The organism is Chryseobacterium sp. FR054 (assembly GCF_056844565.1).
Genome location: NZ_JBXDSA010000002.1, coordinates 363,879 through 386,479 on the forward strand (window position 1 = coordinate 363,879; position 22,601 = coordinate 386,479).

General features: G+C 39.3%; 21 protein-coding genes. 11 read left to right on the forward strand and 10 right to left on the reverse strand.

What is annotated here, in order from left to right; genetic code table 11:
- The first annotated feature begins 131 nt into the window (after positions 1 to 131).
- On the forward strand, positions 132 to 1,196 hold the full coding sequence (locus tag AC106S_RS09060; protein WP_482438750.1) for an NAD(P)H-dependent flavin oxidoreductase: 1,065 nt from the start codon (positions 132 to 134) through the stop codon (positions 1,194 to 1,196).
- 213 nt (positions 1,197 to 1,409) lie between these two features.
- On the opposite strand, the gene AC106S_RS09065 is transcribed toward AC106S_RS09060, so the two are convergent.
- The 4 genes from AC106S_RS09065 to AC106S_RS09080 are packed head-to-tail and all read right to left on the reverse strand — an operon-like array spanning position 1,410 to position 4,668.
- The gene (locus tag AC106S_RS09065) at positions 1,410 to 2,747 is read right to left on the reverse strand and encodes a UDP-N-acetylmuramate--L-alanine ligase (protein WP_482438751.1); all 1,338 of its coding nucleotides are present in this window, start codon (positions 2,745 to 2,747) and stop codon (positions 1,410 to 1,412) included.
- Positions 2,748 to 2,753: 6 nt separating this feature from the next.
- Complete coding sequence (locus AC106S_RS09070) at positions 2,754 to 3,191, reverse strand: hypothetical protein (RefSeq protein ID WP_482438752.1); 438 nt, start codon at positions 3,189 to 3,191, stop codon at positions 2,754 to 2,756.
- 13 nt (positions 3,192 to 3,204) lie between these two features.
- Positions 3,205 to 4,011, reverse strand: coding sequence for a lysophospholipid acyltransferase family protein (locus AC106S_RS09075; RefSeq protein ID WP_482438753.1), 807 nt, complete (start codon positions 4,009 to 4,011; stop codon positions 3,205 to 3,207).
- Between the two features lie 27 nt (positions 4,012 to 4,038).
- Positions 4,039 to 4,668, reverse strand: a complete 630-nt coding sequence (locus AC106S_RS09080; protein WP_482438754.1) for an NUDIX hydrolase — start codon at positions 4,666 to 4,668, stop codon at positions 4,039 to 4,041.
- 285 nt (positions 4,669 to 4,953) lie between these two features.
- Between AC106S_RS09080 and AC106S_RS09085 the strand changes: the two genes are divergently transcribed.
- The 6 genes from AC106S_RS09085 to AC106S_RS09110 all read left to right on the forward strand — a co-directional run bounded on the left by AC106S_RS09085 (position 4,954) and on the right by AC106S_RS09110 (position 10,359).
- Positions 4,954 to 5,772, forward strand: a complete 819-nt coding sequence (locus AC106S_RS09085) for a hypothetical protein (protein WP_482438755.1) — start codon at positions 4,954 to 4,956, stop codon at positions 5,770 to 5,772.
- Between the two features lie 104 nt (positions 5,773 to 5,876).
- Positions 5,877 to 6,284, forward strand: coding sequence for a hypothetical protein (locus tag AC106S_RS09090; protein WP_482438756.1), 408 nt, complete (start codon positions 5,877 to 5,879; stop codon positions 6,282 to 6,284).
- Between the two features lie 9 nt (positions 6,285 to 6,293).
- Positions 6,294 to 7,025: a curli-like amyloid fiber formation chaperone CsgH gene (csgH, locus tag AC106S_RS09095; RefSeq protein ID WP_482438757.1), complete on the forward strand. Its 732-nt coding sequence runs from the start codon at positions 6,294 to 6,296 to the stop codon at positions 7,023 to 7,025.
- Between the two features lie 11 nt (positions 7,026 to 7,036).
- Positions 7,037 to 7,447 carry a curli production assembly/transport component CsgF gene (locus AC106S_RS09100; protein ID WP_482438758.1) on the forward strand — a complete coding sequence of 137 codons (411 nt, stop codon included), beginning with the start codon at positions 7,037 to 7,039 and terminating at the stop codon, positions 7,445 to 7,447.
- A 24-nt stretch (positions 7,448 to 7,471) separates the two neighbouring features.
- Positions 7,472 to 8,836: a CsgG/HfaB family protein gene (locus AC106S_RS09105; RefSeq protein ID WP_482438759.1), complete on the forward strand. Its 1,365-nt coding sequence runs from the start codon at positions 7,472 to 7,474 to the stop codon at positions 8,834 to 8,836.
- An 11-nt stretch (positions 8,837 to 8,847) separates the two neighbouring features.
- Positions 8,848 to 10,359, forward strand: a complete 1,512-nt coding sequence (locus tag AC106S_RS09110; protein WP_482438760.1) for a carboxypeptidase-like regulatory domain-containing protein — start codon at positions 8,848 to 8,850, stop codon at positions 10,357 to 10,359.
- A gap of 282 nt (positions 10,360 to 10,641) precedes the next feature.
- Here AC106S_RS09110 and AC106S_RS09115 read toward each other — a convergent pair whose 3' ends face one another.
- The 6 genes from AC106S_RS09115 to AC106S_RS09140 form a co-directional block, all read right to left on the reverse strand.
- The gene (locus AC106S_RS09115) at positions 10,642 to 11,289 is read right to left on the reverse strand and encodes a response regulator transcription factor (RefSeq protein ID WP_482438761.1); all 648 of its coding nucleotides are present in this window, start codon (positions 11,287 to 11,289) and stop codon (positions 10,642 to 10,644) included.
- A gap of 614 nt (positions 11,290 to 11,903) precedes the next feature.
- Positions 11,904 to 13,304 carry a T9SS type A sorting domain-containing protein gene (locus AC106S_RS09120; RefSeq protein WP_482438762.1) on the reverse strand — a complete coding sequence of 467 codons (1,401 nt, stop codon included), beginning with the start codon at positions 13,302 to 13,304 and terminating at the stop codon, positions 11,904 to 11,906.
- Between the two features lie 72 nt (positions 13,305 to 13,376).
- Positions 13,377 to 14,792, reverse strand: coding sequence for a T9SS type A sorting domain-containing protein (locus tag AC106S_RS09125; protein ID WP_482438763.1), 1,416 nt, complete (start codon positions 14,790 to 14,792; stop codon positions 13,377 to 13,379).
- Between the two features lie 77 nt (positions 14,793 to 14,869).
- Positions 14,870 to 16,429, reverse strand: coding sequence for an Rne/Rng family ribonuclease (locus AC106S_RS09130; protein WP_482438764.1), 1,560 nt, complete (start codon positions 16,427 to 16,429; stop codon positions 14,870 to 14,872).
- 368 nt (positions 16,430 to 16,797) lie between these two features.
- On the reverse strand, positions 16,798 to 17,088 hold the full coding sequence (locus AC106S_RS09135) for an HU family DNA-binding protein (RefSeq protein ID WP_002984212.1): 291 nt from the start codon (positions 17,086 to 17,088) through the stop codon (positions 16,798 to 16,800).
- 138 nt (positions 17,089 to 17,226) lie between these two features.
- On the reverse strand, positions 17,227 to 17,898 hold the full coding sequence (locus AC106S_RS09140) for a LuxR C-terminal-related transcriptional regulator (protein WP_482438765.1): 672 nt from the start codon (positions 17,896 to 17,898) through the stop codon (positions 17,227 to 17,229).
- Positions 17,899 to 18,078: 180 nt separating this feature from the next.
- Between AC106S_RS09140 and tssO the strand changes: the two genes are divergently transcribed.
- Genes tssO through tssR form a run of 4 tightly spaced genes read left to right on the forward strand, consistent with a single transcriptional unit; the run spans position 18,079 to position 22,546 of the window.
- Positions 18,079 to 18,609: a type VI secretion system TssO gene (tssO, locus tag AC106S_RS09145; RefSeq protein ID WP_482438766.1), complete on the forward strand. Its 531-nt coding sequence runs from the start codon at positions 18,079 to 18,081 to the stop codon at positions 18,607 to 18,609.
- 15 nt (positions 18,610 to 18,624) lie between these two features.
- The gene (locus AC106S_RS09150; protein WP_482438767.1) at positions 18,625 to 19,149 is read left to right on the forward strand and encodes a type VI secretion system transmembrane protein TssO; all 525 of its coding nucleotides are present in this window, start codon (positions 18,625 to 18,627) and stop codon (positions 19,147 to 19,149) included.
- 46 nt (positions 19,150 to 19,195) lie between these two features.
- Positions 19,196 to 20,098, forward strand: coding sequence for a PKD domain-containing protein (locus AC106S_RS09155; RefSeq protein ID WP_482438768.1), 903 nt, complete (start codon positions 19,196 to 19,198; stop codon positions 20,096 to 20,098).
- 48 nt (positions 20,099 to 20,146) lie between these two features.
- Positions 20,147 to 22,546 (forward strand): type VI secretion system protein TssR domain-containing protein, encoded by a 2,400-nt coding sequence (gene tssR, locus AC106S_RS09160; protein WP_482438769.1) that lies wholly within the window; start codon positions 20,147 to 20,149, stop codon positions 22,544 to 22,546.
- Positions 22,547 to 22,601 lie beyond the last annotated feature (55 nt).

Genomic DNA, 22,601 nt, shown 5'->3' on the forward strand with positions numbered 1-22,601 from the left:
TTTTCTGTTGATTGAGACTCTAAATTATAAAGAAGCCGTGCCAATCCCCGAAAGGATCTTATGAATCATATCATAAAAACATGCAGCATGGTTTTCTGTATTTTCCGTAAATTTTAGATAAAATAAAACCTATGTTCTGGCCCGACACCATCAGCAGAAGACTGAATGTAAAATATCCCGTAATCCAGGCTCCGATGTTTGGAGCAAGTACTCCTCGAATGGCCGCTGCCGCCGCAAGAACAGGAAGTCTTGGATCTCTGGCAATAGCCGATCTCCCCGCAGAAAATGCTGCTGAACAGATCTGGGAAACAAAAAAACTTACCCGTTATTCTTTTGCCGTCAACCTGTTTGCTCACAATATTCCCGAAATTACTGAAGCTTTAAAAGAAAAATACACGAAAACAAAGTATTTTATTGAACAGCTGGCTAAAGAAAATCACCTTGAAGTACAGCTTCCGGACCTTCCTGACCTTAAAGTAAACGGTTATCAGGAACTGGTAGAAGCTGCCATTGAAGAAGGCTGTAAAATACTCAGCTTTACTTTTGGAAATCTGAATGATACAAGCATTCAGAAACTGAAAGAAAACGGGGTGACCCTCATAGGAACATGTACCTCAGCTGAGGAAGCTATAATCCTGGAAAAATCCGGAATTGATATGATCTGCGTCCAGGGAATAGAAGCAGGAGGCCACCGGGGTAGTTTTAATGCTGACAATATTCCGGAAATAGGAGGAATGTCTTTGTTTTCCGAGGTATATGATCATGTAAAAGTTCCTCTTATCTATGCGGGAGGAATTTATAATGGAAGGACTTTAAGAGCAGCCAGAGCATTAGGTGCACAGGGATTTCAGGTGGGAAGCATGCTGCTGGCTTCTCAGGAAAGTGCCCTTCAGCCATTTGAAAAAGAAAGACTCAAAAATGTAACTGAAAAAGATATTATGCTCACCCGGAGCTTTTCAGGACGCTATGCCAGAGGAATCAGAAATAAGTTTATCGAAACGCTTGAACATTCACAACATATTCTCCCATATCCATACCAGAACAAGCTGACCAATGAATTAAGGCGCGTTTCCAAAGCAATGAGCAATACGGATTTTGTAGGTATCTGGACCGGACAGTCCATTCATCATTACAGTGAAGCTTCCACGGAAGAGATATTGATCAATCTGATCAGAGATGCTGAAAAGACAAATTAAAAATTCAATAGAAATGGACTTTAGTCCGTTTCGTTTAAAATAAAAATTTATTCAATTCAATAGAGGAGGGTTTCAATCCACCGTTATAATTAAGAATACCTTTTGACTGCCAGTCAGAAGGTGACAGTTTCGGATCCCGTATTCTCCACACAAGAAACAAAAAACTCCTTCCAGCTTACCTGAAAGGAGTTGAAATATATAATGAATGTTATATTATCTGGTAAGATCCAGCCCTCCGAAGTTCCCTGAACTCATCATCAGGTAAACCCCTTTGGTCTTATCTAAAGTATTCCAGTAGGCATGAAGGTCTTCAGCGCTGGTGAATACTCTTAGGCGGTCATTTTTAAATTTTTCTTTAATGAATTCCGGCGAAATAGGTTCCATCCTTTTGATCTTTAAAGCATCTTCAGAATAGAAAACGATGGCTTCGTCCAGTCCGTCCATAGCATGGTCATACTGCTCAAGAAAAACAGGATTTAAACTTGAATACGTATGAAGTTCAAGGAAACCGTATCGGGTTTCATTTTTAAACTGTTCCCGGAATGCCTTCACTGTTGCTTTTACCTTGCTTGGCGCGTGGGCAAAATCTTTGTATAAGGTTCCTTTGTCTTCTCTTTCTACTTTTTCGAGACGTTTTGAAGCCCCTTTGAAACTCATGATCGCTTCATAGAAATCTTCATCCATAATTCCCAGCTGCTGACAGATATGTCTGGCCCCCTCCATATTCAGAAGGTTATGGGCGCCGAAAACAGACAGAGGAACATCTCCCATTTCTGTTTTCAGATATACTTTTCCGCCGTTGATCTCATATTCAGGAGTTTTATAAGGAATTTTTCTGAAATAATTTTCAGCAGCTTCCACTACTTTTACCACTTCAGGATCTTCCTCGTTATACACCAGAACACCACCCGGGGTAATGCTTGCTGTAAACCTTCTGAATTGCTCCACATAATCATCAAATGTTTTGAAAACATTGATATGATCCCATGCGATACCGCTCATCAAAGCTATATTCGGCTGGTAAAGGAGGAATTTTGAACGCAGGTCGATAGGAGAGGAGAGGTATTCATCACCTTCCAGTACCATAAAATCATTATCCTGAGTAAGTTTTACCATACAGTCGAAACCTTCCAGCTGTGCACCTACCATAAAATCTACATCCTTCTGATGGAAGTTCAAGACATGAAGGATCATAGAGGTGATGGTTGTTTTACCATGTGATCCGGCAATAACAACTCTTGTCTTATCTTTAGACTGTTCGTAAAGGAATTCAGGGTATGAATAAATTTTCAGTCCCAGTTCTTTTGCTTTGGCCAGCTCAGGATTGTCCTGGTGGGCATGCATTCCGAGGATAACAGCATCAATATCCGGAGTGATCTTTTCCGGGAACCAGCCCATTTCTTGGGGCAGGATTCCTTTCTTTTCCAGTCTGGATCTTGAAGGTTCAAAAATAGCATCATCCGAACCTGTTACCTGGTAGCCTTTGTCTTTTAACGCAATAGCAAGGTTATGCATGGCGCTTCCGCCGATAGCAATGAAGTGGGTTTTCAACTTTATTTACTGTTTTTTTACGTTGTTATTAATAATTTCCTGGAATGCATTCAGAATGTTGTTCCAGTTGGTGGCAAAGTTGGGCATAATCATGCTGGCATCGGTTTTACTGCCTTCATTAGGCCCCTTCTTGATATTAATGGAAGTCGATATATTATCGTAAAGCTTTTTGCGGTCTTCCTGTATTCTTCTGAAATTGTTCTGGGAAAGGGTTTGATCCAGTTTTTTAAGATCTTCGCCGGAAATTTTGAAATCCTGTTTGTACTTTTTTCCCTGGCCTTCAAAAGAATAATGCACATTATTCCCTTTTATAAGCAGATTTTCATAGACCGGTGCATAACCTCCGCTTCTGGAGTAGCTGATATCAAAATCCGAGTATACCTTCTGGCTGTTGCACGAAACCAATACTATGACCGCGAATAAGATTCCTAATATTCTGTTCATAATTTTACTTACTTTAATTATCTGAGTCCTTTTGTTCTAATTTTTTAGCTTTAAGTTCTTCATCATAATTGTGCAGTACATTGAAGTCTTCCGTCTGCTCAATGGCAGTCATGATCTTCAGTAAGATTTCAGGCGCTTTTTCATTATCGTAATCAATATCCAGAGGTGCTTTAAACTCCATGGTAGGTTTTACGCCTGTAACCTTTACCCGGAGGCCTTTTTTGTCAAATGCCCTTCTGAATCCGTTGATCTTGATCGGAATTACAATCGGGCGCTGGTTTTTCACCAGTTTGGCGGTTCCTCTTCGTCCCTGTGCAAATGCAGATGTAGTACCCTGAGGGAAAGTAGCTACCCAGCCGTTGTCCAGAGCTTTCATAATATTATCAACCTCGCTCATATCCACCATTCTGTTGATATTCTTTCCTTCTGCTCTCCAGGTTCTTTTTACCGTTACAGCTCCTGCGATCTTGAAGATCTTCGGAAGAATGCCTTTATTCATGGTTTCTTCAGCGGCTACATAATAAAAATCGATCTTGGGATTGAGCAGGTAGATCGGGTTTTTGATGGTATTTAAATATCCGTTATTGACAGCACAGAATGCATGGTACATTGCAGCCACATCTGCAAAATACGTCTGATGGTTGGATACGAAAAGCACGTTGGAATCCGGAAGATCCACAAGGTGCTCAGTACCGGTTATCTTTAATTTATTAAAGCCGTTGAATCTTCTGTAGGATACAACTCCTAAAATAAAAATAATTAACCTTTTTAAAAAATAAGGTGTTCCGAATGCATCGGTGAAAATATTTTTCTTCGCCATCTCTCAATTAAACACGGTAATGCAAAGTTACATTTTTTTCAGCAACTGGCTAAACTCACTCAATATCATGGCTGTGGCGCCCCAGATAATATATCCGTTGAAATTAATTACCGGAACTTCGTGGCCTCCGGCACTTGGAAGAGCCATCAGTTCAGGGCTGTCGGGCAGGTTCAGAAAAGATGTGATGGGAAATTCTATGGTTTCCACAGCTTCACTCTGCTGAAGAACAAAGAGCGGATTCTTTTTGGTGTAAGAAATATAGGGATATACGTAAAAGTTGCTTGGCGGAATATAGATGGGAGACATTTCCCTGATGATCCTTACATAATGTTTGTCTATACCGATCTCTTCTGAGGTCTCACGTACTGCTGTTTCGGCGAAATCCCTGTCCATTTCTTCACGTTTTCCACCCGGAAGAGAGATCTGCCCGCTATGCCGGTCATGCTCGTTGATCGTTCTCTGAATCAAAGGAAAATACCATTCATTATCTTTTAAATACAATACAATGTTAACGGCTGCAAACTTTGGATTTTTGGCCAGTACTTCATCATAAGTAAATACAGGACGGTAGGGTGGTGAAAACACACCATGCGCATTTTCGCCGGGCAGGCCTACACTTTTTATTTTTCTTAAAAGGTCTTTTCCGAAACTTTCCATACTTCAAATTTAATAATATAAACCGAAGAACGGAAGCCGTTAACATTAATTAACCATCCGGGGAAATTTTGCAGTTACTGTCCACCGGAATTATAGAATAGAAGGAAGGATAGAAAAACTTACCGTATTTTTCCCTAACGGCAATAAGTGACCTTGCGAAAACCGCAAACCGTGACTTTCGATACCATAAACCGTGATTTTGGAAATTTACGCAGATATGGTGGTTTCTTGCTTTGGTTTAGCGTCTACCTTTGTCCCACTATTAACCAATTAATTTTTACTAAGATGAAAAATTTCATTACAGGTGTATTTACACTAATGGCCATGAGTTTCGGCTTCGCACAAGCAAATATTGATGTGACTGCCCAGATCGGAAACTTAAACACAGCTACAGTAGACCAGACAGGTCTTTTGAACATCAACTCCTTAACACAGGATGGGAACCGTAATACCGCGGATATTGACCAGGTAGGTGCTTTCAACGTAAACATTGCCTCAAGCGTAGGAAACAGAAACTCAATTGATGTAGACCAGACCGGAGTTGCCAACTACAACAACGTAAGCCAGCAGGGTAACAGAAACTCTGCAACAACCTGGCAGTTCGGAATGCAGAACTCAACAGAACAGACTCAGATAGGAAGAAGAAATGAGGCATCATCTATGCAGTTAGGCAGCGGAAACGAAGTCGTACAATATCAGGATGGAAGAAGAAATTCTGCTTCAGCTATTCAGATCGGAGATGACAATACCGCTTATCAGGTACAGGATGGCAGACGAAATGAAGCCACCGGACTTCAGCTGGGTGACAGCAATATTCTGGTACAGTATCAGAGCGGTAACGACAACAGCGCTACCAACGGTCAGGTAGGAGACGGAAATATCGCACTCTCTGCTCAGGTAGGAGATGATAACACCTCTCTGGGGGCCCAGATCGGAAACGGTAACCAGCTGTATCAGCTTCAGGCCGGTGATTCCAATACTGCGATTGATCTTCAGATGGGTAACGGTAACTTTACCTGGGTAGCTCAGAGCGGAGTGGGACATATGCATGTAGGAGCTCAGGTTGGTAACGGAAACACAATGGTGGTAAACCAATCCAACTAGATCCGGATGTACTGTAATCTTATAAAAGGAGAAGCATGCAAGAGTTTCTCCTTTTTTAAGCTTAAAACAATTTCCAAAGGCTTTACATTATATATCTTAATAATATGAATGTTACAGGTAAGCTGGGATGGATTGTATTCATGCTTCTGGCGGTATCTTCCATAAAAGCCCAGCAGGTAGACTGGGATAAGATCAACAGCAGTACTGTTCTCGGTTTCATTGCCGGACAGCAGACAGAGCAGCCCCTTTACGGCTCACAGGTGATCCAGGCAGGAAACAGCAACAGTGCGGAACTTTCCCTTAATGCCAGAACCCATATTGCCGTTCAGCAGCTTGGAGATTACAATACGCTTTTATTCATCAACTCATTTACCGAAAAGGAAACAAAAACAGCGGTTACTGCCCGGGGAAATAACAATATTATTGATATTACCGGAAGCAACAGTATTTCAGACGGAATGCAGATTCATGTAAAAGGCGATAACAGGACTGTTTTCATGAGAAACTATTAAAACACAGTGATGAAACTTTTATACTCCTTAAGTCTGTGCACTTTATTTGTCTTCCTGTCTGTACAGGGTTACGGGCAGGAAGATAAAAAAGTGAACGCCAAAATTGAAAGCAGTACCCTTGAAAACCAGATCCGCCTGAAAGCGGTTGTTACCAACAACACGGCAGTATATAAAGAACTGAATTATTTTTTGGTTTCCATTAAAAAGGGCGGCGGAGGGAATCTCTCCAATAATCAGCAGAGCGGCAAGTTCTCTATCAGTCCCGGTGAAGTAAAAACACTGTCTGAAATCAATGTCAATCTTGAAAAAAAAGATGCTCTGAAAGCTTTTCTGTATGTAAGGGATGAAGAAACCCGGAAACTGATTGCTAAAGACAGTCTGGAACTGAATAATGATCTTTTTAAAAAGAAGGCGGCTAAAATAGAGGAAGATGCTGTTTTTGAGCTGAAAGGTCTTACGATTGATGAGACAAAAACCAGGGTAGGAAAAGATTTTTATGATTTTTTCTATCTCCAGTACAGTCAGCTTCCGGATAAAAGCAGCGGAGCGGTGACGATTACTGAAATGCCTCTCCGCGGAACCAGCGGACAGATCAGTATTCAGATTGATGATAAAGTGATTTACAGCTTTATGACCAATCCCAGTGAAGATTATTTAAAAGAACAGCTGGCCATCAGCTTAAAATATATCAAAGAGTTTAACGCAAAGAAAAACCTGATCAGAAATGAATTTATCTATTAAAAACGTCAGTCATGAAAACTTTTATCATTATTTTGACCTTTATTGCGGGTATTTTCTCCGGAAAGGCCCAACAGCTTGTCTATAAGCCCATCAATCCCGCTTTTGGAGGAGATACTTTTAATTACCAGTGGCTTTTGAGCTCGGCAAATGCGCAGAATCAGTTTGATGAAAAAGAGGATTACCGCAGTTTGCTTGATGACATGGATTCCCTCAACAGCTTCAGCCAGAGCCTGAACAGACAGGTACTGAGCGAGCTGTCAAGGAAACTGTTTGAAGATCAGTTTGGAGAAGGCAGTATAAAACCCGGAAATTATCTTTTCGGTTCCCTGTATTTACAGATTACATCTACTGCCCAGGGACTTCTGATCAATATTTTGGATACCAGTACAGGCGATCAGTCCGAGGTCGTAATTCCAAAATAACCATAACCAAATACCAGACGTATCATGAGAACTTACACTTACACCAGAATTTTTTTCTGTACGGTCCTGCTATGCTGCATACAGGCGTGCAGCTCGATCCTGGGACTTCCTTCCGATCCCGAAAGATCCACTATGGGCGAGGTAACTCCCTCTACTGCGGAACTGAAAAATCTGCCTCTGCCTAAAGAAAAAATTGTTATCGGCGTGTACAAATTCAGAGACCAGACCGGGCAGTATAAGCCGTCTGAGAATGGAAACAACTGGAGTACAGCCGTTCCACAGGGAACTACCACTATTCTGATTAAAGCGCTGGAAGACAGCCGTTGGTTTATTCCCATTGAAAGAGAAAATATTTCCAACCTTTTAAACGAAAGGCAGATCATCCGTTCCACCAGACAGGAATACCTGAAAGAGACCGATAAAAATAATCAGTCACTTCCCCCGCTTCTATACGCCGGAATTCTTCTTGAAGGCGGCGTAATTTCTTACGACAGCAATATTATGACCGGAGGTCTGGGAGCCAGGTACTTCGGCATAGGGGCTTCCACACAGTACCGCCAGGACAGGATTACCATTTACCTGCGGGCTGTTTCTACTCTTAACGGTGAGATTCTTAAAACTGTTTATACCTCCAAAACTATTCTTTCCACCAGTGTGAACGGAAGCTTTTTCAGATATATTGATACGGAAAGGCTCCTGGAAGCTGAGGTAGGGCTTACCCAGAATGAACCTGTGCAGCTTGCTGTAACAGAAGCTATCGAAAAGGCGGTGAGATCCCTGATTATTGAAGGAGTCCGTGATAAAATATGGGGTAAAGCCTCTGAAAACTTAAATGGCTATCAGGCAATGATCAGTGAATATAATAAGGAACAGGAGCAGAATGCCGGAAGAGCAGTCGGGAATAAATTTCCTGAAAATTACAGACAGAAAGTATCTGTTTTTGCCAATATTGAAGCCCAGAAAATCAAGGATGATTACATCAATCCTAAGATGAATGCAGGCGGGAAATCAGGGATTAAATATTTTGTAAGTCCCAATTTCAATATCGAAACCAGTGCCGGCTATTTCACTCTCGAAAACGAAGGGATCATTAAGAGAAGTTATTTTGTTCCTGAAGTTAACCTCGAATATATCCTGTTCCCGAAATACAGGCTCAGTCCCTACGTTTACGGAGGATTGGGAGCGATGTTTTCAAAATACAAACCTCAGTATAAGGGGCAGCTTGGAGGAGGACTGGAATATATGGTGGGAAATAATACTTCACTCCGCCTTTCTTCACAGTATGATATCGGTTTTAAAGACAACTGGGAAGGACTGGTTAACGGAAAAAGAAAAGACCAGGCTCTCCGTTTTGCACTCGGGATCAACTTTTATCTTGGAAACAAATAAAAACGTGAACTATGAAAACTTTAATAAAATTACTCAGCATATTCATCCTTGCTTTTTGTCTGTTTTCATGTAATGAAGACCTTGTAGATCAGGCTCAGACAGGGATACTGAAAGGAAAAGTCGTGAAAAGGGGAACCAATGTACCGATTCCCAATGTGAAAATTTTTACGGCACCTACCACGGAAACCGTTTTCAGCGGAACCGACGGAACATTTTCCATTGCCGCCATGCCGGTAGGAAATTACTCTGTAAAAGCCGAATTGTCCGGTTATCTTACCACTTTTCAGGCCGTAAACATACAAAAACAGGATCAGGTGGTTACCATTGTTTTTGAGATGGATGATGACACCTCTCTGAACTCTCCACCATCGGCACCGCAGCTGCTAAGTCCGGTAGACAATGCGGTGAACCAGCCTTTAAGCGTCGAACTGACCTGGAGTGCTGTGGATCCTGATTCAACAGATGTACTGAAATATAGTTTAACAGTGAAAAATAATCTGAATACCAATGTAGTTCAGATTAATGATCTGACGGCGAATCATTATACGCTTTCAGATCTGAAGTTTGGTGTAAGTTACTTCTGGCAGGTGTCTGTTTCGGACGGCATTCACCCGCCAGTTTTAAGTACCGTCAGCAAATTCACCACGAATACGGTTCCCGCCAATCGCTACCATTATGTAAAAAAACAGGACGGAAACTTTGTGATCATGTCGAGTGACGCGCTGGGAAACAGTTTTCAGTTTACAAGCCCTTCCTATAACAGTTGGAGGCCCCGTAAAAACAATAATGCAGGACTTATCGCCTTTCTGAGGACAGAAGGAGGAAGTACCCATATTTATACAGCCAATCCGGACGGCTCCAATCCTTTCAAAGTGACTACGGTACCGGCAGCAGGATTTAATAACTATGAAATGGATTTTGCCTGGAGTACCAACGGACAGGAAATCATTTACTCCAACTTCAATAAGCTGTACAGGATCAATAAAGACGGCAGCGGCCTGAATCTGGTATACACAACACCGGACGGAAGTATGATCTCCGAATGTGACTGGAGCTACGACGGAAGCAAAATCGCCCTGAAAACAAATGATTACAGCGGATATAATACGAAAATATTTATTATTGATATGACGGGAAATATTCTGAAGACCGTACTGTCCGGAGCTTTGGGAGCTTCAGGCGGTCTGAACTTTTCCGTAGACGGGCAGATGCTTGTCTTTACCCGCGACCTTTCCGGATATCAGGACGGCAGCGGTAATTACAGACAGTTGAATTCCGATATCTTTATCTATAACTTCGTTAATGATACCGTGTACGATATCTCCTCGGAAAGCGAAAAGCCTCTGGGAACGAATGATCTGGATCCGAGATTTTCGCCCAACAATGCACAGGTGATTTTTATGAACACTTCCAATGATAATATTTCGCAGAAAAATATAATGGTTATTGATCTCAGCTCTTCTATGACCGATCTTTCAAGAACGACACTCTTCAGTAACGGTGAAATGCCGGATTATGAGTAGGAAAGACAGGTACGGTATTCAGGATTGAAGGAAAGACAGAGGCTGGAAGATGGAAATCAGATAAACATATAAGACATATACGATTTTAAGTTTAAATTTTTCCCCTAATCTCATGTCTGCCATCTGTCAGTCTCTTATCTTTTCTTATCTGCCGTTCTGAAATTAACCATTCACTTGCGAAGCAAAATTCATATTTCACATCAATAAGTTCCACAGTTCTTTTAAAAGAAAAATTCCAAGCCGCAGGTTTGGAATTTTTCAGTTAATCGAAATAGGTTTTTTCTAATCAATAATGTGGTTTTCTAAAGCGTATTTTACGATTCCCACAGAATTTTTCACATTCAGTTTTAAAAGAATTCTTTTCCGGTGGGTTTCTACGGTATTAATGCTTATAAAGAGTTTTTCAGAAATATCTTTACTGCTCAGTCCGTCGCAGATCAGTTTAAGGATTTCTATTTCGCGGCGGGTAAGGGGGCCTTTGATGAGGCGGCTGGGCCTGCCTTCACTGCTGATAAAGCTGATCATTCTTTCTTTGGCGTAATCACAGATGTAGATTTCGTTGATAAGCAGTGCATTGATGGATTTTATGAATTCATCATACCTGCTGTTTTTGTCAAGATAGCTTTTGATGCCTTTGTTGAAAAGCTTCCGGATGTCTATCACTTCATAATCATTGCCGATGACAATAATTTTGATCCTGTCATTTTTGTGGGTAATTTCTTCTACAAGCTTGAAAATATCTGTAAGGACCAGCATGTTGGAACTTATAACCAGAATTTCCGGGGGTTCTTCTTTTAATTGTTCAAATAAAGGTTCATAAGAATTACAAATGTCAATGTTGTTAAAAATCTGGCTTTGTGCCAGCAGTTTTGATAAACTTTCAGTATACAGTACCGGTTCATCAAAAATGGTTAATCTTGGTTTCATCATGGTCAGTTTTGTTTATATAAAAATATAAAAAAAACTTTATATTTTAAATAAAATTAACAAATAATTGCAAATTTTTATATTAATAATGATTATAAATTGATTTATTTATTGATTTTTCATTAAATAATTCTCTTTTTGTTGATTTTTAAGTGTTGAAATTAGAGTTATTGTGTCATAGAGCTATTGTTTAAAGGTGTTTGAGTGGGTTGGTTTTAAATAATGTTTTATTTAATTAACAGAACCGGGAAATGCAGTACCTGAAAACCGACCGGATTGGTAATGAAACAAAACAGACAGACTTTATGATAAATTTTTTTGCAGTCCCAATCATTGATTTTTATCTATAATCACCGCCGGGCGGAGGGAGCAGAGGGGGAATTGGTCACTTCTTTCAGCCGTTTCAGTCATTGTACCGGTAGCTTCATCTGTGTAATCAGTTACAATGACACCGGCTCCGGAGCAGAAACGGAGGCCGGAGCATAGGACATGACAGAAATATATCTTCTGGATTATCTTTTATCCGGTCTGTCTCTGATGGCTGTTTAATAAAAAAGTATCCGCTGAAATCAAGCAGATACTTTGTATAGGAATAGATAAAAATTATTCAGCAGAAATTACTCCTTTATGAATTTTTTGGTGATGATTTTTTTGTTTTCGAATATGATTTTGGCCAGGTAAGTCCCCTTTACTAATTCTGAAACATCAGTATGACTGTCTTTTAGGGTTTTTACAGTTTTCCCGTCCATAGAATAGATCTCTATTTTATTTACCTTTTCTTTAGACTGATAAACCAGGGTTTGCTTAACAGGATTTTCAAAAGATATATCATCATTCATCTTTTTAGTATCCATTGCTGACAAGGTTGTATTGCTAAGTAAGTACTTTACAATATATCCGCTTCCGTTTACAATAATAGTATTGTCATTGATAACCATTTCTTCTATGGAATTCAGATCCGCAGTGTCTGAATAATAGCTGAAAGCGGAATCTATGGAGCCATTCTGATTAAGTTTTGAAATGAAATATGTAGGAGCAAAATCTCCTTCACCATTTCCACCAATGTAATAGGATCCGTTTTTTTCAACGATACTTTGAATCCATGCACCTCCACTCATACCGGAATATGCATTTAAATTATAATTGAATGTATTATCGGGGCTTCCATCCGGATTTATCCTGAAAATCTCATTGTTTTTGTTTGAATAAACAATCCTGTTATTAATGTCGATCATTGCCGTGCCCACATATCCCAGGGTATACGTTGTTTGTAAAACGCCATTATTTCCAAAGCTGGCCACAGGCTGTCCGTCCGGATTGAACTTTTGAATGACGGAGCCATTGGTGGCATTGGCATTGTTGCTGCTGGTCCTATGGATACAGATTATGTTGTTCTGTTTATCAGTGAGTACGAATGTTCCTACGGGAAAAGCTCCCTGTGTGGAGATGGAGCCATTGCTGCCGAAAGTACCGTCAATGCTCCCGTTTGTATTGAGTCTGTATATTTTATGCTCAGTATATGAAGCCATACCGTAAACCAGTATTTTTCCATTCTGTAAAATAAGTCCAAAGGAACGGGCATCTACATCACTGCCGGTAATGGCGGGAATTATTGAGGACCCGTTTGTACCAAAATCGGAATCTAACTGACCGCCGGGAAGCAGTCTGGTTATGATGCTTCCATTGTTATTATAACCAAGAATCACCAGTTTTCCATCCGGTTGTATTTTCAATTGATTTTGGAGGGTATAGGGGAGCTGAAGTACCCCATTGTTCCCAAAAGTTGAATCTAAAACTCCCTGAGAAGTTAGTCTGAATAAAAAAGATTCGGTGCCGTTGGCAACAGTATAGGAGGAATAGATTTTGCCGGCGGGATCCTGAGCCATTGTCCAGGAATAATAACTGCCATTGCCGACGTTGTATATTCCATTTGATGCAAAGGTGTTGTCTTTGGAAATAATCTGGGCAAAAGCCGCCTGCACTGCAAGAAGCAGTACAAGAAATACATTCTTTCTCATTTTTTGGTTTTTAATTGTAAATAAAAAGTTTTTGCCGGCTACCGGCAAAAACTTTTTAACCGGATATGATTATTAATTTTTTATTAGTTTTCTGGTTGTACTATTTCCGTTTTCAAAGGTGACTTTAGCCAGGTAAACCCCTTTCGGTAAATCAGAAACAGAGGTATGGGAAGTATTTATCGTTTTTAGGAATGTACCCGTCGTGGAAAATATCTCTATTTTAGCTACTTTATCTTTGGAAGTATAGATCAGGTCCGGGCCGACAGGGTTTTCAAAAGTGATAGCAGGAAGAGATCTGAACGGAGAACTAACTGCCATTGTTGAAGTGTTGAAAAGGTATTTTACGATATGATTGTTTCCGTTGGCGATAATATTATTGTCATTAACGATCATATCCCCAATTGATTCTAATTCCTGGCTGGTTTCTACAAAATAATGAAATGTGGAATCCATTTGCCCGTTAGGCTTCACTCTTGAAATAAAGAAACTTGGATAGGTTGGGCCATAGTACGTCCCTCCGATATAATAATATCCGTTCTTTTCAGTAATATTCTGAATCATCATAAAAAAAGGAGAAGGATAGGAAGAGTCAAAATTATTGGAAAAGCTGGTATCAAGGGTTCCGTTGGGAGTCATTTTATAAAGCCTGCTTGTTGTATTGGCATCCAGTTCTGCATAGATAATATTGTTGTAGCTGTCCATTACGGCAGGCTGTGTGGATGCCGGATTAATAGGGTTTGTTCCGTTATTTCCGGTCTCAGTAATGTATTGTCCGTCAGAAGTATATTTTGTTATTGTTCTTGTGTAGGTGTTATTCAGATTGCTGACTCCAAAGCAAATGATATTGGACTGACTGTCTGTTTTAATAAGTGTAATTGCTCCCGCGTAATGGATAGAGCCATTGTTTCCAAAACTAAGGTCAGGAGTTCCGTTTTCATTCAGTCTGCATATTCTGTTTGAAGTGGGTTCTGATGGAGTGGCCGTTTCTTGCCCGTATACCAGAATCTTACTGCCTTGAAGAACCAGATTGTAGCCTTTAAGGCTTAGATCATGATTCATGTTTGCTATTTTTGCAACGCCGTTTACTCCAAAAGTATTGTCCAGCTGTCCATTGGGCAGCATTCTGATAATGGCAGCAGAATTCGAACTGGAATCAAAAGAATAGAGCAGCAGCTTTCCATCCGGTAATAATTTTAGCTGACTTTCATATGCTCCATACGGGAGCTGAAGTTCACCATTATTCCCAAAAGCAGTGTCAGGATTTCCGTTAGCACTTAGCTTTGATACAAAAGTTGTTAAGGGAGTTGCGTTATCCTTATTAAAAGTGTAGTAAATATCTCCGTTTGAAGCCTGAATCATTTTAGACCATGCATAATTGCTGGTCATGGAATATATTCCGTTAGATGCGAAGCTGTTGTCTTTGGAAATAATCTGGGCAAAAGCCGTTTGCACTGCAAGAAGCAGTACAGGAAATAGGTTTTTTTTCATTGTATTTGAGTTTTCTTTAGTTGGAACAAATGTAAAAAAAAACCTCAAGTAAAAAAACTGGAGGTTTAAATTTTGTTTTAATTGGAGAATTCTATCAGTTCTTCTTTTTTAGAATTGTAGATTCTGTATTCTAAATATTTAAAAGAATCTCTTGGGATAATGGTTACCCATTTTTTGTATTTAATGAACCATTTCATCTGGATGCTTTTAATGCCTTTGGTAAGGTAGGCTTCCACGAACGGGTGTACATGCAGGTAGATTTTTCCTTTTTCTTTCTGCAGGATACTTCTCAGGGTTTCTCCCATTCTTTCCACGATTACGATCGGAGCTACGATTTCTCCATCTTTGTTCGGGTTTTCTTCTTTGGTTTCGATCTGTTTTTCCGGGCGGTTTCTTTGACGGGTGATCTGGATCAGTCCGAATTTGCTCGGTGGAAGAATTTTATGACGGGCTTTGTCGCGCTTCATTTCTTCTTTCAGGTGTTCATACAGATCTTTTCTGTGATCAGGATTGGGCATATCGATGAAGTCGATCACAATGATGCCTCCCATATCCCGGAGACGAAGCTGTCTGGCAATTTCCGTGGCTGCCATCTTGTTTACTTTCAGAGCATGCTCTTTGTTTACGGCTGTTCCGGTGGTGATGTTGTTTCCGGAGTTCACGTCTACCACATGAAGAGCCTCTGTGTGCTCAATAACGAGGTAAGCACCTTTTGAGCTTGGAATGTTTACGTGTTTTCCGAAACTCTGTTTGAGTTGTTTTTCAACATTGTAGTATTCCAGAAGAGGAATATGAGAATCATAAAACTGAACAATATTCTTTCTTTCCGGAGCGATAATCTCCAGATAATTTTTCATTTCGGCTACCATCTGCTCATCATCACAGATGATATTGACGAAATCCTGATTGAAATTGTCTCTTAAAATAGCTGAAGCCTTGTCTTCTTCGCTTAAAACTTTGGACGGAACCTTATTTCGCTGGATATTTTTAAAAGTGCTTTCCCACTTCTGAATCAGCTGATTCATATCATTGTGGAGGTCTGCTACTTTTTTTCCTTCTGCGACGGTTCTGATAATTACCCCGAAGCCTTCAGGTTTAATACTGTCGATAAGGGTTCTCAGTCTTTCTTTCTCTTCCGAGGTTCTTATTTTTTTAGAAATAGAAACTTTGTTGTCGAAAGGGATCAGAACCAGAAAACGCCCGGTAAGGGAAACCTGGGTAGAGATTCTCGGTCCTTTTGTAGATATAGGTTCTTTAGTGATCTGAAGCAGAACCAGGTCATCTTTGGCAATGACTTTATCTACGGTTCCGTTTTTGTCTATTTCAGGCTGTATCTCAAAGTTTTTTAAGCTTGAAGTGCTTTGTTTTTTAGAAATCGTATCTTTTAAAAACTTTCTGTATGTAAGATACTGTGGTCCCAGATCCTGATAATGCAGGAATGCATCCTTGTCATATCCTATATTAACGAATGCGGCATTCAGATTGGGTGCCAGTTTTTTTACTCTTCCTATAAACAGATCTCCAACTATAAAATCGCTTTTGTCCTCTTGCTCATGAAGTTCACATAGTCTTCCGTCTTCCAGCAGTGCAATCTTTGTAAGATCATCTTCATGCGAAACGATTAGTTCTTTCTTCATTTTTTCTAATAATAAGGTTAAGATGATAGGAAACGGATCTGTTTTGGGCGGGTTATTGTTATAAAATAAATATAAGCATTTAGAATGGAAATCTTTATATTTTTTTCGAAAATACCACAAACACTCTGTTTTCCTGAGGAATCTTATAGTTGCAAACAAAAATATAGTCGGTGAACTTTAAAAAAATAAAACCACCAACTATATTTATTATATTGTAAATCTCAAGAAAAAGAGATTATTTTTTCTTATGTCTGTTTGCTCTTCTTCTTTTCTTTCTCTTGTGAGTTGCAACCTTGTGTCTTTTTCTTTTCTTTCCGCTTGGCATAATTTTAATTTTTTAGTAACTAGTTAATATTCAGTTAATGTTCTTATTTTACTGCAACTTTTGTTTTTACTTTTTCTACAAAAGATTTTGAAGGCTTGAAAGCCGGGATGTTGTGAGCAGGAATCTCAATTGCAGTGTTCTTAGAAATATTTCTTCCTGTTTTAGCAGCTCTTGTTTTAATGATAAAAGATCCAAACCCTCTCAGATAAACGTTATCTCCATTATACATAGAAGTTCTGATCTCCTGCATAAAAGCTTCTACAACTTTCTGTGTTTCATTCTTTTCTGTTCCCAACTTATTTGAGATGGTGTTTACCAATTCTGCCTTTGTCATTTCCTTTTTTAATTTTAAATTTTAGGTGTGCAAATTTAGTTAAAAAAATTGAATACTAGCAAATTAGTGGCAAAATATTTTTATCAGAATGGTAGAGTTTTAATGTTTACGGTATATTAATATTATATTAAGTTATCCCTACATACTGGAATTGTAGTAGCCATTCTCTACACAAAAGCGGATAAGGTGCAGCTTGGTTTTCAGTCCCAGTTTTTCTGTCAGCCTGTTGATATAGGTGTCTATCGTTCTGGTGCTCAGGTTCAGCTTTTCTCCGATCTCTTTATTACTGAATCCTTCGTAGCAGAATTTCATCAGCTGGATCTCGGTAGGGGTAAGCTCTTCCTGTCCTTTTTTCTGCCTTTCCATATAATCCTGTACCGCCAGTGGCTGCTGTTCCCATTCTTTGGAATAGGCTTCATAATCAAATTCTTCAGAACCGGTACATCCTTTTATAATATCCTTTATTGTGTTGCTTTTTTTCTGGCAGTAATAAATATTGGGGATTTTGGAAAGGATTTCCGCCATATCTTCCTGGTAGGTGTTGGAATAGGTGATGATTGGCGTTTCAGTATTGTTTTTCCGGATGTATTTGATGGCTTCAATTCCGCTTAATACCGGCATAAACAGCTCAATGATGAACACATCCTCCTGTCTTCTGTAAATTCTGTTGACAAGCTCGTGCCCGTTGTTACAGTCATTCAGAAGCATGTAGAAAGGGTTCTCCATCAGCGTCTTGATCATGATCTTCTTAAAATAGAAATCACTGTCAGCTATGGAAAATCGCACAGTATTAGATAAAATTTTACTCATCTTTTAATATCGATTTGGCCTGTGATATTTAAAATTCAGAGGCCTAATTTATGAAAAACTTATTAAAGTGAAAATTAATCTTAATTTAATTCTGAACAGTACGAAATCCATGCTGGGAAAATACATCTTGTGCATAAAATTTTTTTTTTATATTTTCACAGGCCAAACAAATCGCAAATTATGTCTTCTACTCGGGAAAAAAAATTAAACAAATCAGACGTCAGAACGGGCATTTTGAAATTTATACTTTCATTTGTTATTCTTTCTGTGGTGTCTTTTGTGTGCCTATTTCTCTTTTACAAGAGTTATGCTGTTCAAAAAGAAGGAATTGACAGGGACGACCGTGAATATTCTGCTCTTATGGAAAAAAGTGATCAGCTCAAAAATGTTGTTGATGAAATTTATAGTGAAATGAGCCAGCACGATAAGGTTGTAAATGACGGATTTCTCAGAACCAGCATTATGGATAAGATGAAAGACGTTAAAAACGTGATGGGTAAAGATAGTGCAGGAAGCTTTAAACACTATGCCGTTCTGATGAAGCAGATCAATCCCATGCTTACACTCAAAAGAGATATCCTAAAGGCTGAAAATAAAAAGCAGGGAACATGGGCCGAGCTTCAGGACTGTATGGGAAAAACAGGAGTCGTTGACAGGGAACTTCAAAAAGATCCCACAAGAAACTTCACAGGAGGTAAAAGAAGAAAATAAATAAAAAATAAAGTTATGCAGGGACAAATCACACTATCCAAAAAAGAAAGGCATTACCAGTTTTTTTATTTAATACTGATGCTTCTGGTTGCCATGATATTTCTCGGAATTATCTTTTTAAAAGGATTTACTTCACCGTTTTCGGATGACAACATAATATCTATTCAGAAGCTTGAGAAAAAGAATGAGTTTGAGAAGGAACAAAAGCTTCTTCAACCCAGAATAGACAGTACCTATTCCATTATCAACAAAATGTCAGGTACAGCAGCTCCTGAGCCTTATATTGAAGAGGAAATTTCTATTGGAATTAATGATATAGGGAACCATTTTGAAGACGGAGTAACTGATCTCCGTAAGGAAGCCTATCCGCAGATCGTTAAATTCTATAAAATGTATTTTGATGATAAAAGAGCACTTTCTATTACTACGGAAACTAATCAGAAACTGGAAAAAGATTTGGCAGACTGCCAGATAGGATTCAAAAATAAACAGGGACGTCTTTATGACAGAAATGAACAGATAAGGAACAGAACCCAATAAGCCAATCAATAAATATTAAAAAAATAAAACACATCAATCACTAACTATGAATTATTTTCAAAAAAACAAAAAGAACATTATAATTGGTGTTATAGCATCCATGCTGGTTGCCGCACTTGTTGCATTGTGGCTTCAGAAGAAAGTGATCCACTCTTCCGATGAGATTCGTGGAGTCGTTTATCCTTCCACTTTGTTCATAGGAGATACCCTTTCATTCGATGATAATACCCAATTTGCCAAAACCAAAAAATGGATGTTCGGCGATGGGACTACTTCAGACAAAAGTAAAGGGATTCATTTCTATAATAAATCAGGATATTACACGGTAAGTTTAATTGTGGATAACAAGTACTCGAAATCTTTCCAGATAATGGTAAGGGAAAGGCCAATGAGAACGGATACCATAAAGATGGAAACAACTATTGAAGCACCTCTTCAAGCCATGCAGAATGTACCGGTACAGTTCCGGGCGGTGTCTGATGCAAACAAGTTTGAATGGAGATTTGGAGAAAGCGGAGGAGTAGACGCCAGAGAAAAATTTGCTATTTACACTTTTAAACAGCCGGGTGAATATAAAGTGGCCCTGTTAACGGAAGAAAGCAGGGATCCTATTTATCATACCATTAAAATCCTTCCTGAGTATAACTCATTGAATGATGTATTGCCTGTAGAGGATGCTTACGCAAAAGTGGATAACAACTTCAAATACCACCTTCAGCAGATTGCCAACGGAAAAGATTTCAATATGCATTACAACTACCTGCTGAAAACTTACCTGTGTAACAATGAGAACTCAGTGGTAAAAGTAAATGACAGTAAAGTGAATAATTTCTACATGTACTGTGCAGGACTTCAGTTTGATAAAAACGTAGTGATCCAGACTGTAAAAGTGAATTTTGACGATACACAGACCTGTGTAACCAAAGTAGATATCAACCAAAGCAAATAATATTCTCCGGGATCGCCGGATGCGCCAATCATAAAAAGATAAAATAGGATGAAAAATAAATTTCCTCTAGCAGCATATTATATAGGATTATCAGTGTTATTAGCGAGCTGTCAGGTCAAGCTGCCGTCTAAAAGAACCCCTGAACCGTCACAGTACGGGCAGGTAGACAATTCGCCGGTGGTAAACGGATACCCTAAAAAATCGGTTCCATGGATCGTTATTTCCGACCGCTCAAGAAATACTGCCTATCTCGATAAGGATGACGAGAAGTCTTATAAAGAAGTTAAATTCCTGGAACCTCTGATGGTCCTGAAGCACAGAGACGGAATGGTAAAAGTAGCGGAATACGTTCCGGATGCCTTAATGAAAAAGGTTTCATCAAAATCCATTAAAACATATGGATGGATTTCCGAATCAGACCTTCTTTTATGGAACAGCTCATTAAAAAGTGAAAAAACCGGTTATCCGGTAAGAGTAGCCGTGGTTCCGAATAACAGCGATGTGATCAGAAGTGCCGAAAGATATTACAAGAATGACTCCATCATGGTGTTCAACTCTCCAAGCCTTATAGAAAATGCTAAAGCCAAAATCCCGAACGGCCAGATGGTATATGTGTACAAACAGGCAGAAAACAACAGAAGATTCCTGGTAGGTAAAAAACCGTCCATCGATATAGACAGTATCAGTACCAACCTGTATGGCTGGGTAGATGCCAATGTGATCTCAACCTGGGGAGAACGTTCCGCCATTAAACTCAAAAATGATGCAGGATATAACGATACTACTTTAGGGGTGCGGGAAGGCTATCCGGGAGGGGCAAATACTGAAAACAGAACAGCCATTCTTCTGACAGATGCCAGCAAAAGAACACCACTTGAGAATATTTATCCCGTAAACCTGGCATTGGATGAGGCTCCAACCCCTGATTCCAAAACAAAATATTTTACCAATATCCTGGATTACAGCAAGAATTATGTATTTAATGTTTTAGGAGATAAAATTTATTTCGACCGGTATAAAGAAATTACAGAGAGAGATAAAAACATCAATATTGTTTTTGCGTTGGATATAAGTGCTCCCAATGCACCGTACGCTCCCATAGTAAAATCATTGCTTCAGGATCTGCAGCTTAGATTTGAGACCCCTTCCTATTTCAATACAATAAAATATGGCGTTGTTTTATATAAAAATAACCCATGCGGAAACAATGTAGCTGTTTCAAGCCTGAATACAGACTATAACAAGATCACAAAATTTATTGATGAGAAGACCAATGAAATGAACTGTGTGAGCAACAGTGGTTACCAGCCGGTAGGAGAAGCACTTTCCGCAGCAGGAAACCTTCTTTCCAATGTGCCGGATGAAACGAATATTGTGATCACCGTAGGAACCTCATCCAATCAGAATGGAAATATGTATGGTGTTATCAGTTCACTTTCGCAGGCTCAGGCTAGACTTATCATGTTCCAGACCAGCGCAAGATCATCCGATAATTACAATGATTTTGTATTGATGTCGGAAAATGTGGTAACCAATACGGCAAAAAATATAGCCGAACTTAAAAAGCAGAAGATCGTTAAGCAGAATGACGTTCTTACTAAGAATAATTTTAGCCTGATAGAAGGGGATGCAGGATTCTTCTCATTAGATTATCCTAAACAGAGTATGTCCCAGGGATTTGTGATCTTCCCTAAAAAAGGAGAAATTGCAACACCCGGATATCTTAAAAAATCTGTGGACAGCCTTATTGCACAGGTCGTTTTAGATAACCAGACAATTGACAAGTCTCTTAACGAATATTTCCATTCTTCTGTGGGAGCCGGAAATACAGATGTAGACCTGAAATATAAATATCTGTATCCTGGACTTACCAATCCTGTTTCTGCCGGAATTGCCGCACAGCTGATCAACTACGGGAACCCATTCCTGGTGAAAGGACATATCCCGAAAGACCTGAAAGAATTTAAACCCGGACATGAGAAAGGAATTCTGATCTCTGAAACGGAATTCGATAACCTGAAGAATTTCTATACGGAAGTATATCAGAAAACAGAGGCAGGCAGACAGGATTTCAATAAAGGAAGAGCAATCAGAGAGTATATAAAACTGTTGAAGAAATATAACCCTACGATCAAATTCCTGGATAAAGGAGATCTTTACGAAAAATCAATGGCCTATGCCGTTGGTCTGAGTACAGGGTTCGATCTTTCCGAAGAAGAGCTGATGGCTAAATTTAATCTGAGAGGCTGGAAAAAATCCAAAGATATTTCCAACGAACTGGTGAAAAACTATTTCCATAATTATAAGAAGCTTGCAGACAGAATGCTTTCCTACAGAAAACATCCTGCTGTGAAGATCGAACAGAACGGGCAGACGTTTTACTGGCTGAACGAATACTTTATGCCGACGATGCAGGAAACAGAAGCACCGGAATATACCAAACATTAATCAGAATTTGCTGATCATTATAAAAGCGGAAGTTTGTACTTCTGCTTTTTTATTT

What these genes read in the sequence shown, in the direction of transcription:
- AC106S_RS09060 (WP_482438750.1), top strand. Translation starts at nt 132, where the DNA reads ATGTTCTGGCCCGACACCATCAGCAGAAGACTGAATGTAAAATATCCC.
- AC106S_RS09070 (WP_482438752.1), bottom strand. Translation starts at nt 3,191, where the DNA reads ATGAACAGAATATTAGGAATCTTATTCGCGGTCATAGTATTGGTTTCG.
- AC106S_RS09075 (WP_482438753.1), bottom strand. Translation starts at nt 4,011, where the DNA reads ATGGCGAAGAAAAATATTTTCACCGATGCATTCGGAACACCTTATTTT.
- AC106S_RS09080 (WP_482438754.1), bottom strand. Translation starts at nt 4,668, where the DNA reads ATGGAAAGTTTCGGAAAAGACCTTTTAAGAAAAATAAAAAGTGTAGGC.
- AC106S_RS09085 (WP_482438755.1), top strand. Translation starts at nt 4,954, where the DNA reads ATGAAAAATTTCATTACAGGTGTATTTACACTAATGGCCATGAGTTTC.
- AC106S_RS09090 (WP_482438756.1), top strand. Translation starts at nt 5,877, where the DNA reads ATGAATGTTACAGGTAAGCTGGGATGGATTGTATTCATGCTTCTGGCG.
- csgH (WP_482438757.1), top strand. Translation starts at nt 6,294, where the DNA reads ATGAAACTTTTATACTCCTTAAGTCTGTGCACTTTATTTGTCTTCCTG.
- AC106S_RS09100 (WP_482438758.1), top strand. Translation starts at nt 7,037, where the DNA reads ATGAAAACTTTTATCATTATTTTGACCTTTATTGCGGGTATTTTCTCC.
- AC106S_RS09105 (WP_482438759.1), top strand. Translation starts at nt 7,472, where the DNA reads ATGAGAACTTACACTTACACCAGAATTTTTTTCTGTACGGTCCTGCTA.
- AC106S_RS09110 (WP_482438760.1), top strand. Translation starts at nt 8,848, where the DNA reads ATGAAAACTTTAATAAAATTACTCAGCATATTCATCCTTGCTTTTTGT.
- AC106S_RS09115 (WP_482438761.1), bottom strand. Translation starts at nt 11,289, where the DNA reads ATGATGAAACCAAGATTAACCATTTTTGATGAACCGGTACTGTATACT.
- AC106S_RS09120 (WP_482438762.1), bottom strand. Translation starts at nt 13,304, where the DNA reads ATGAGAAAGAATGTATTTCTTGTACTGCTTCTTGCAGTGCAGGCGGCT.
- AC106S_RS09125 (WP_482438763.1), bottom strand. Translation starts at nt 14,792, where the DNA reads ATGAAAAAAAACCTATTTCCTGTACTGCTTCTTGCAGTGCAAACGGCT.
- AC106S_RS09130 (WP_482438764.1), bottom strand. Translation starts at nt 16,429, where the DNA reads ATGAAGAAAGAACTAATCGTTTCGCATGAAGATGATCTTACAAAGATT.
- AC106S_RS09135 (WP_002984212.1), bottom strand. Translation starts at nt 17,088, where the DNA reads ATGACAAAGGCAGAATTGGTAAACACCATCTCAAATAAGTTGGGAACA.
- AC106S_RS09140 (WP_482438765.1), bottom strand. Translation starts at nt 17,898, where the DNA reads ATGAGTAAAATTTTATCTAATACTGTGCGATTTTCCATAGCTGACAGT.
- tssO (WP_482438766.1), top strand. Translation starts at nt 18,079, where the DNA reads ATGTCTTCTACTCGGGAAAAAAAATTAAACAAATCAGACGTCAGAACG.
- AC106S_RS09150 (WP_482438767.1), top strand. Translation starts at nt 18,625, where the DNA reads ATGCAGGGACAAATCACACTATCCAAAAAAGAAAGGCATTACCAGTTT.
- AC106S_RS09155 (WP_482438768.1), top strand. Translation starts at nt 19,196, where the DNA reads ATGAATTATTTTCAAAAAAACAAAAAGAACATTATAATTGGTGTTATA.
- tssR (WP_482438769.1), top strand. Translation starts at nt 20,147, where the DNA reads ATGAAAAATAAATTTCCTCTAGCAGCATATTATATAGGATTATCAGTG.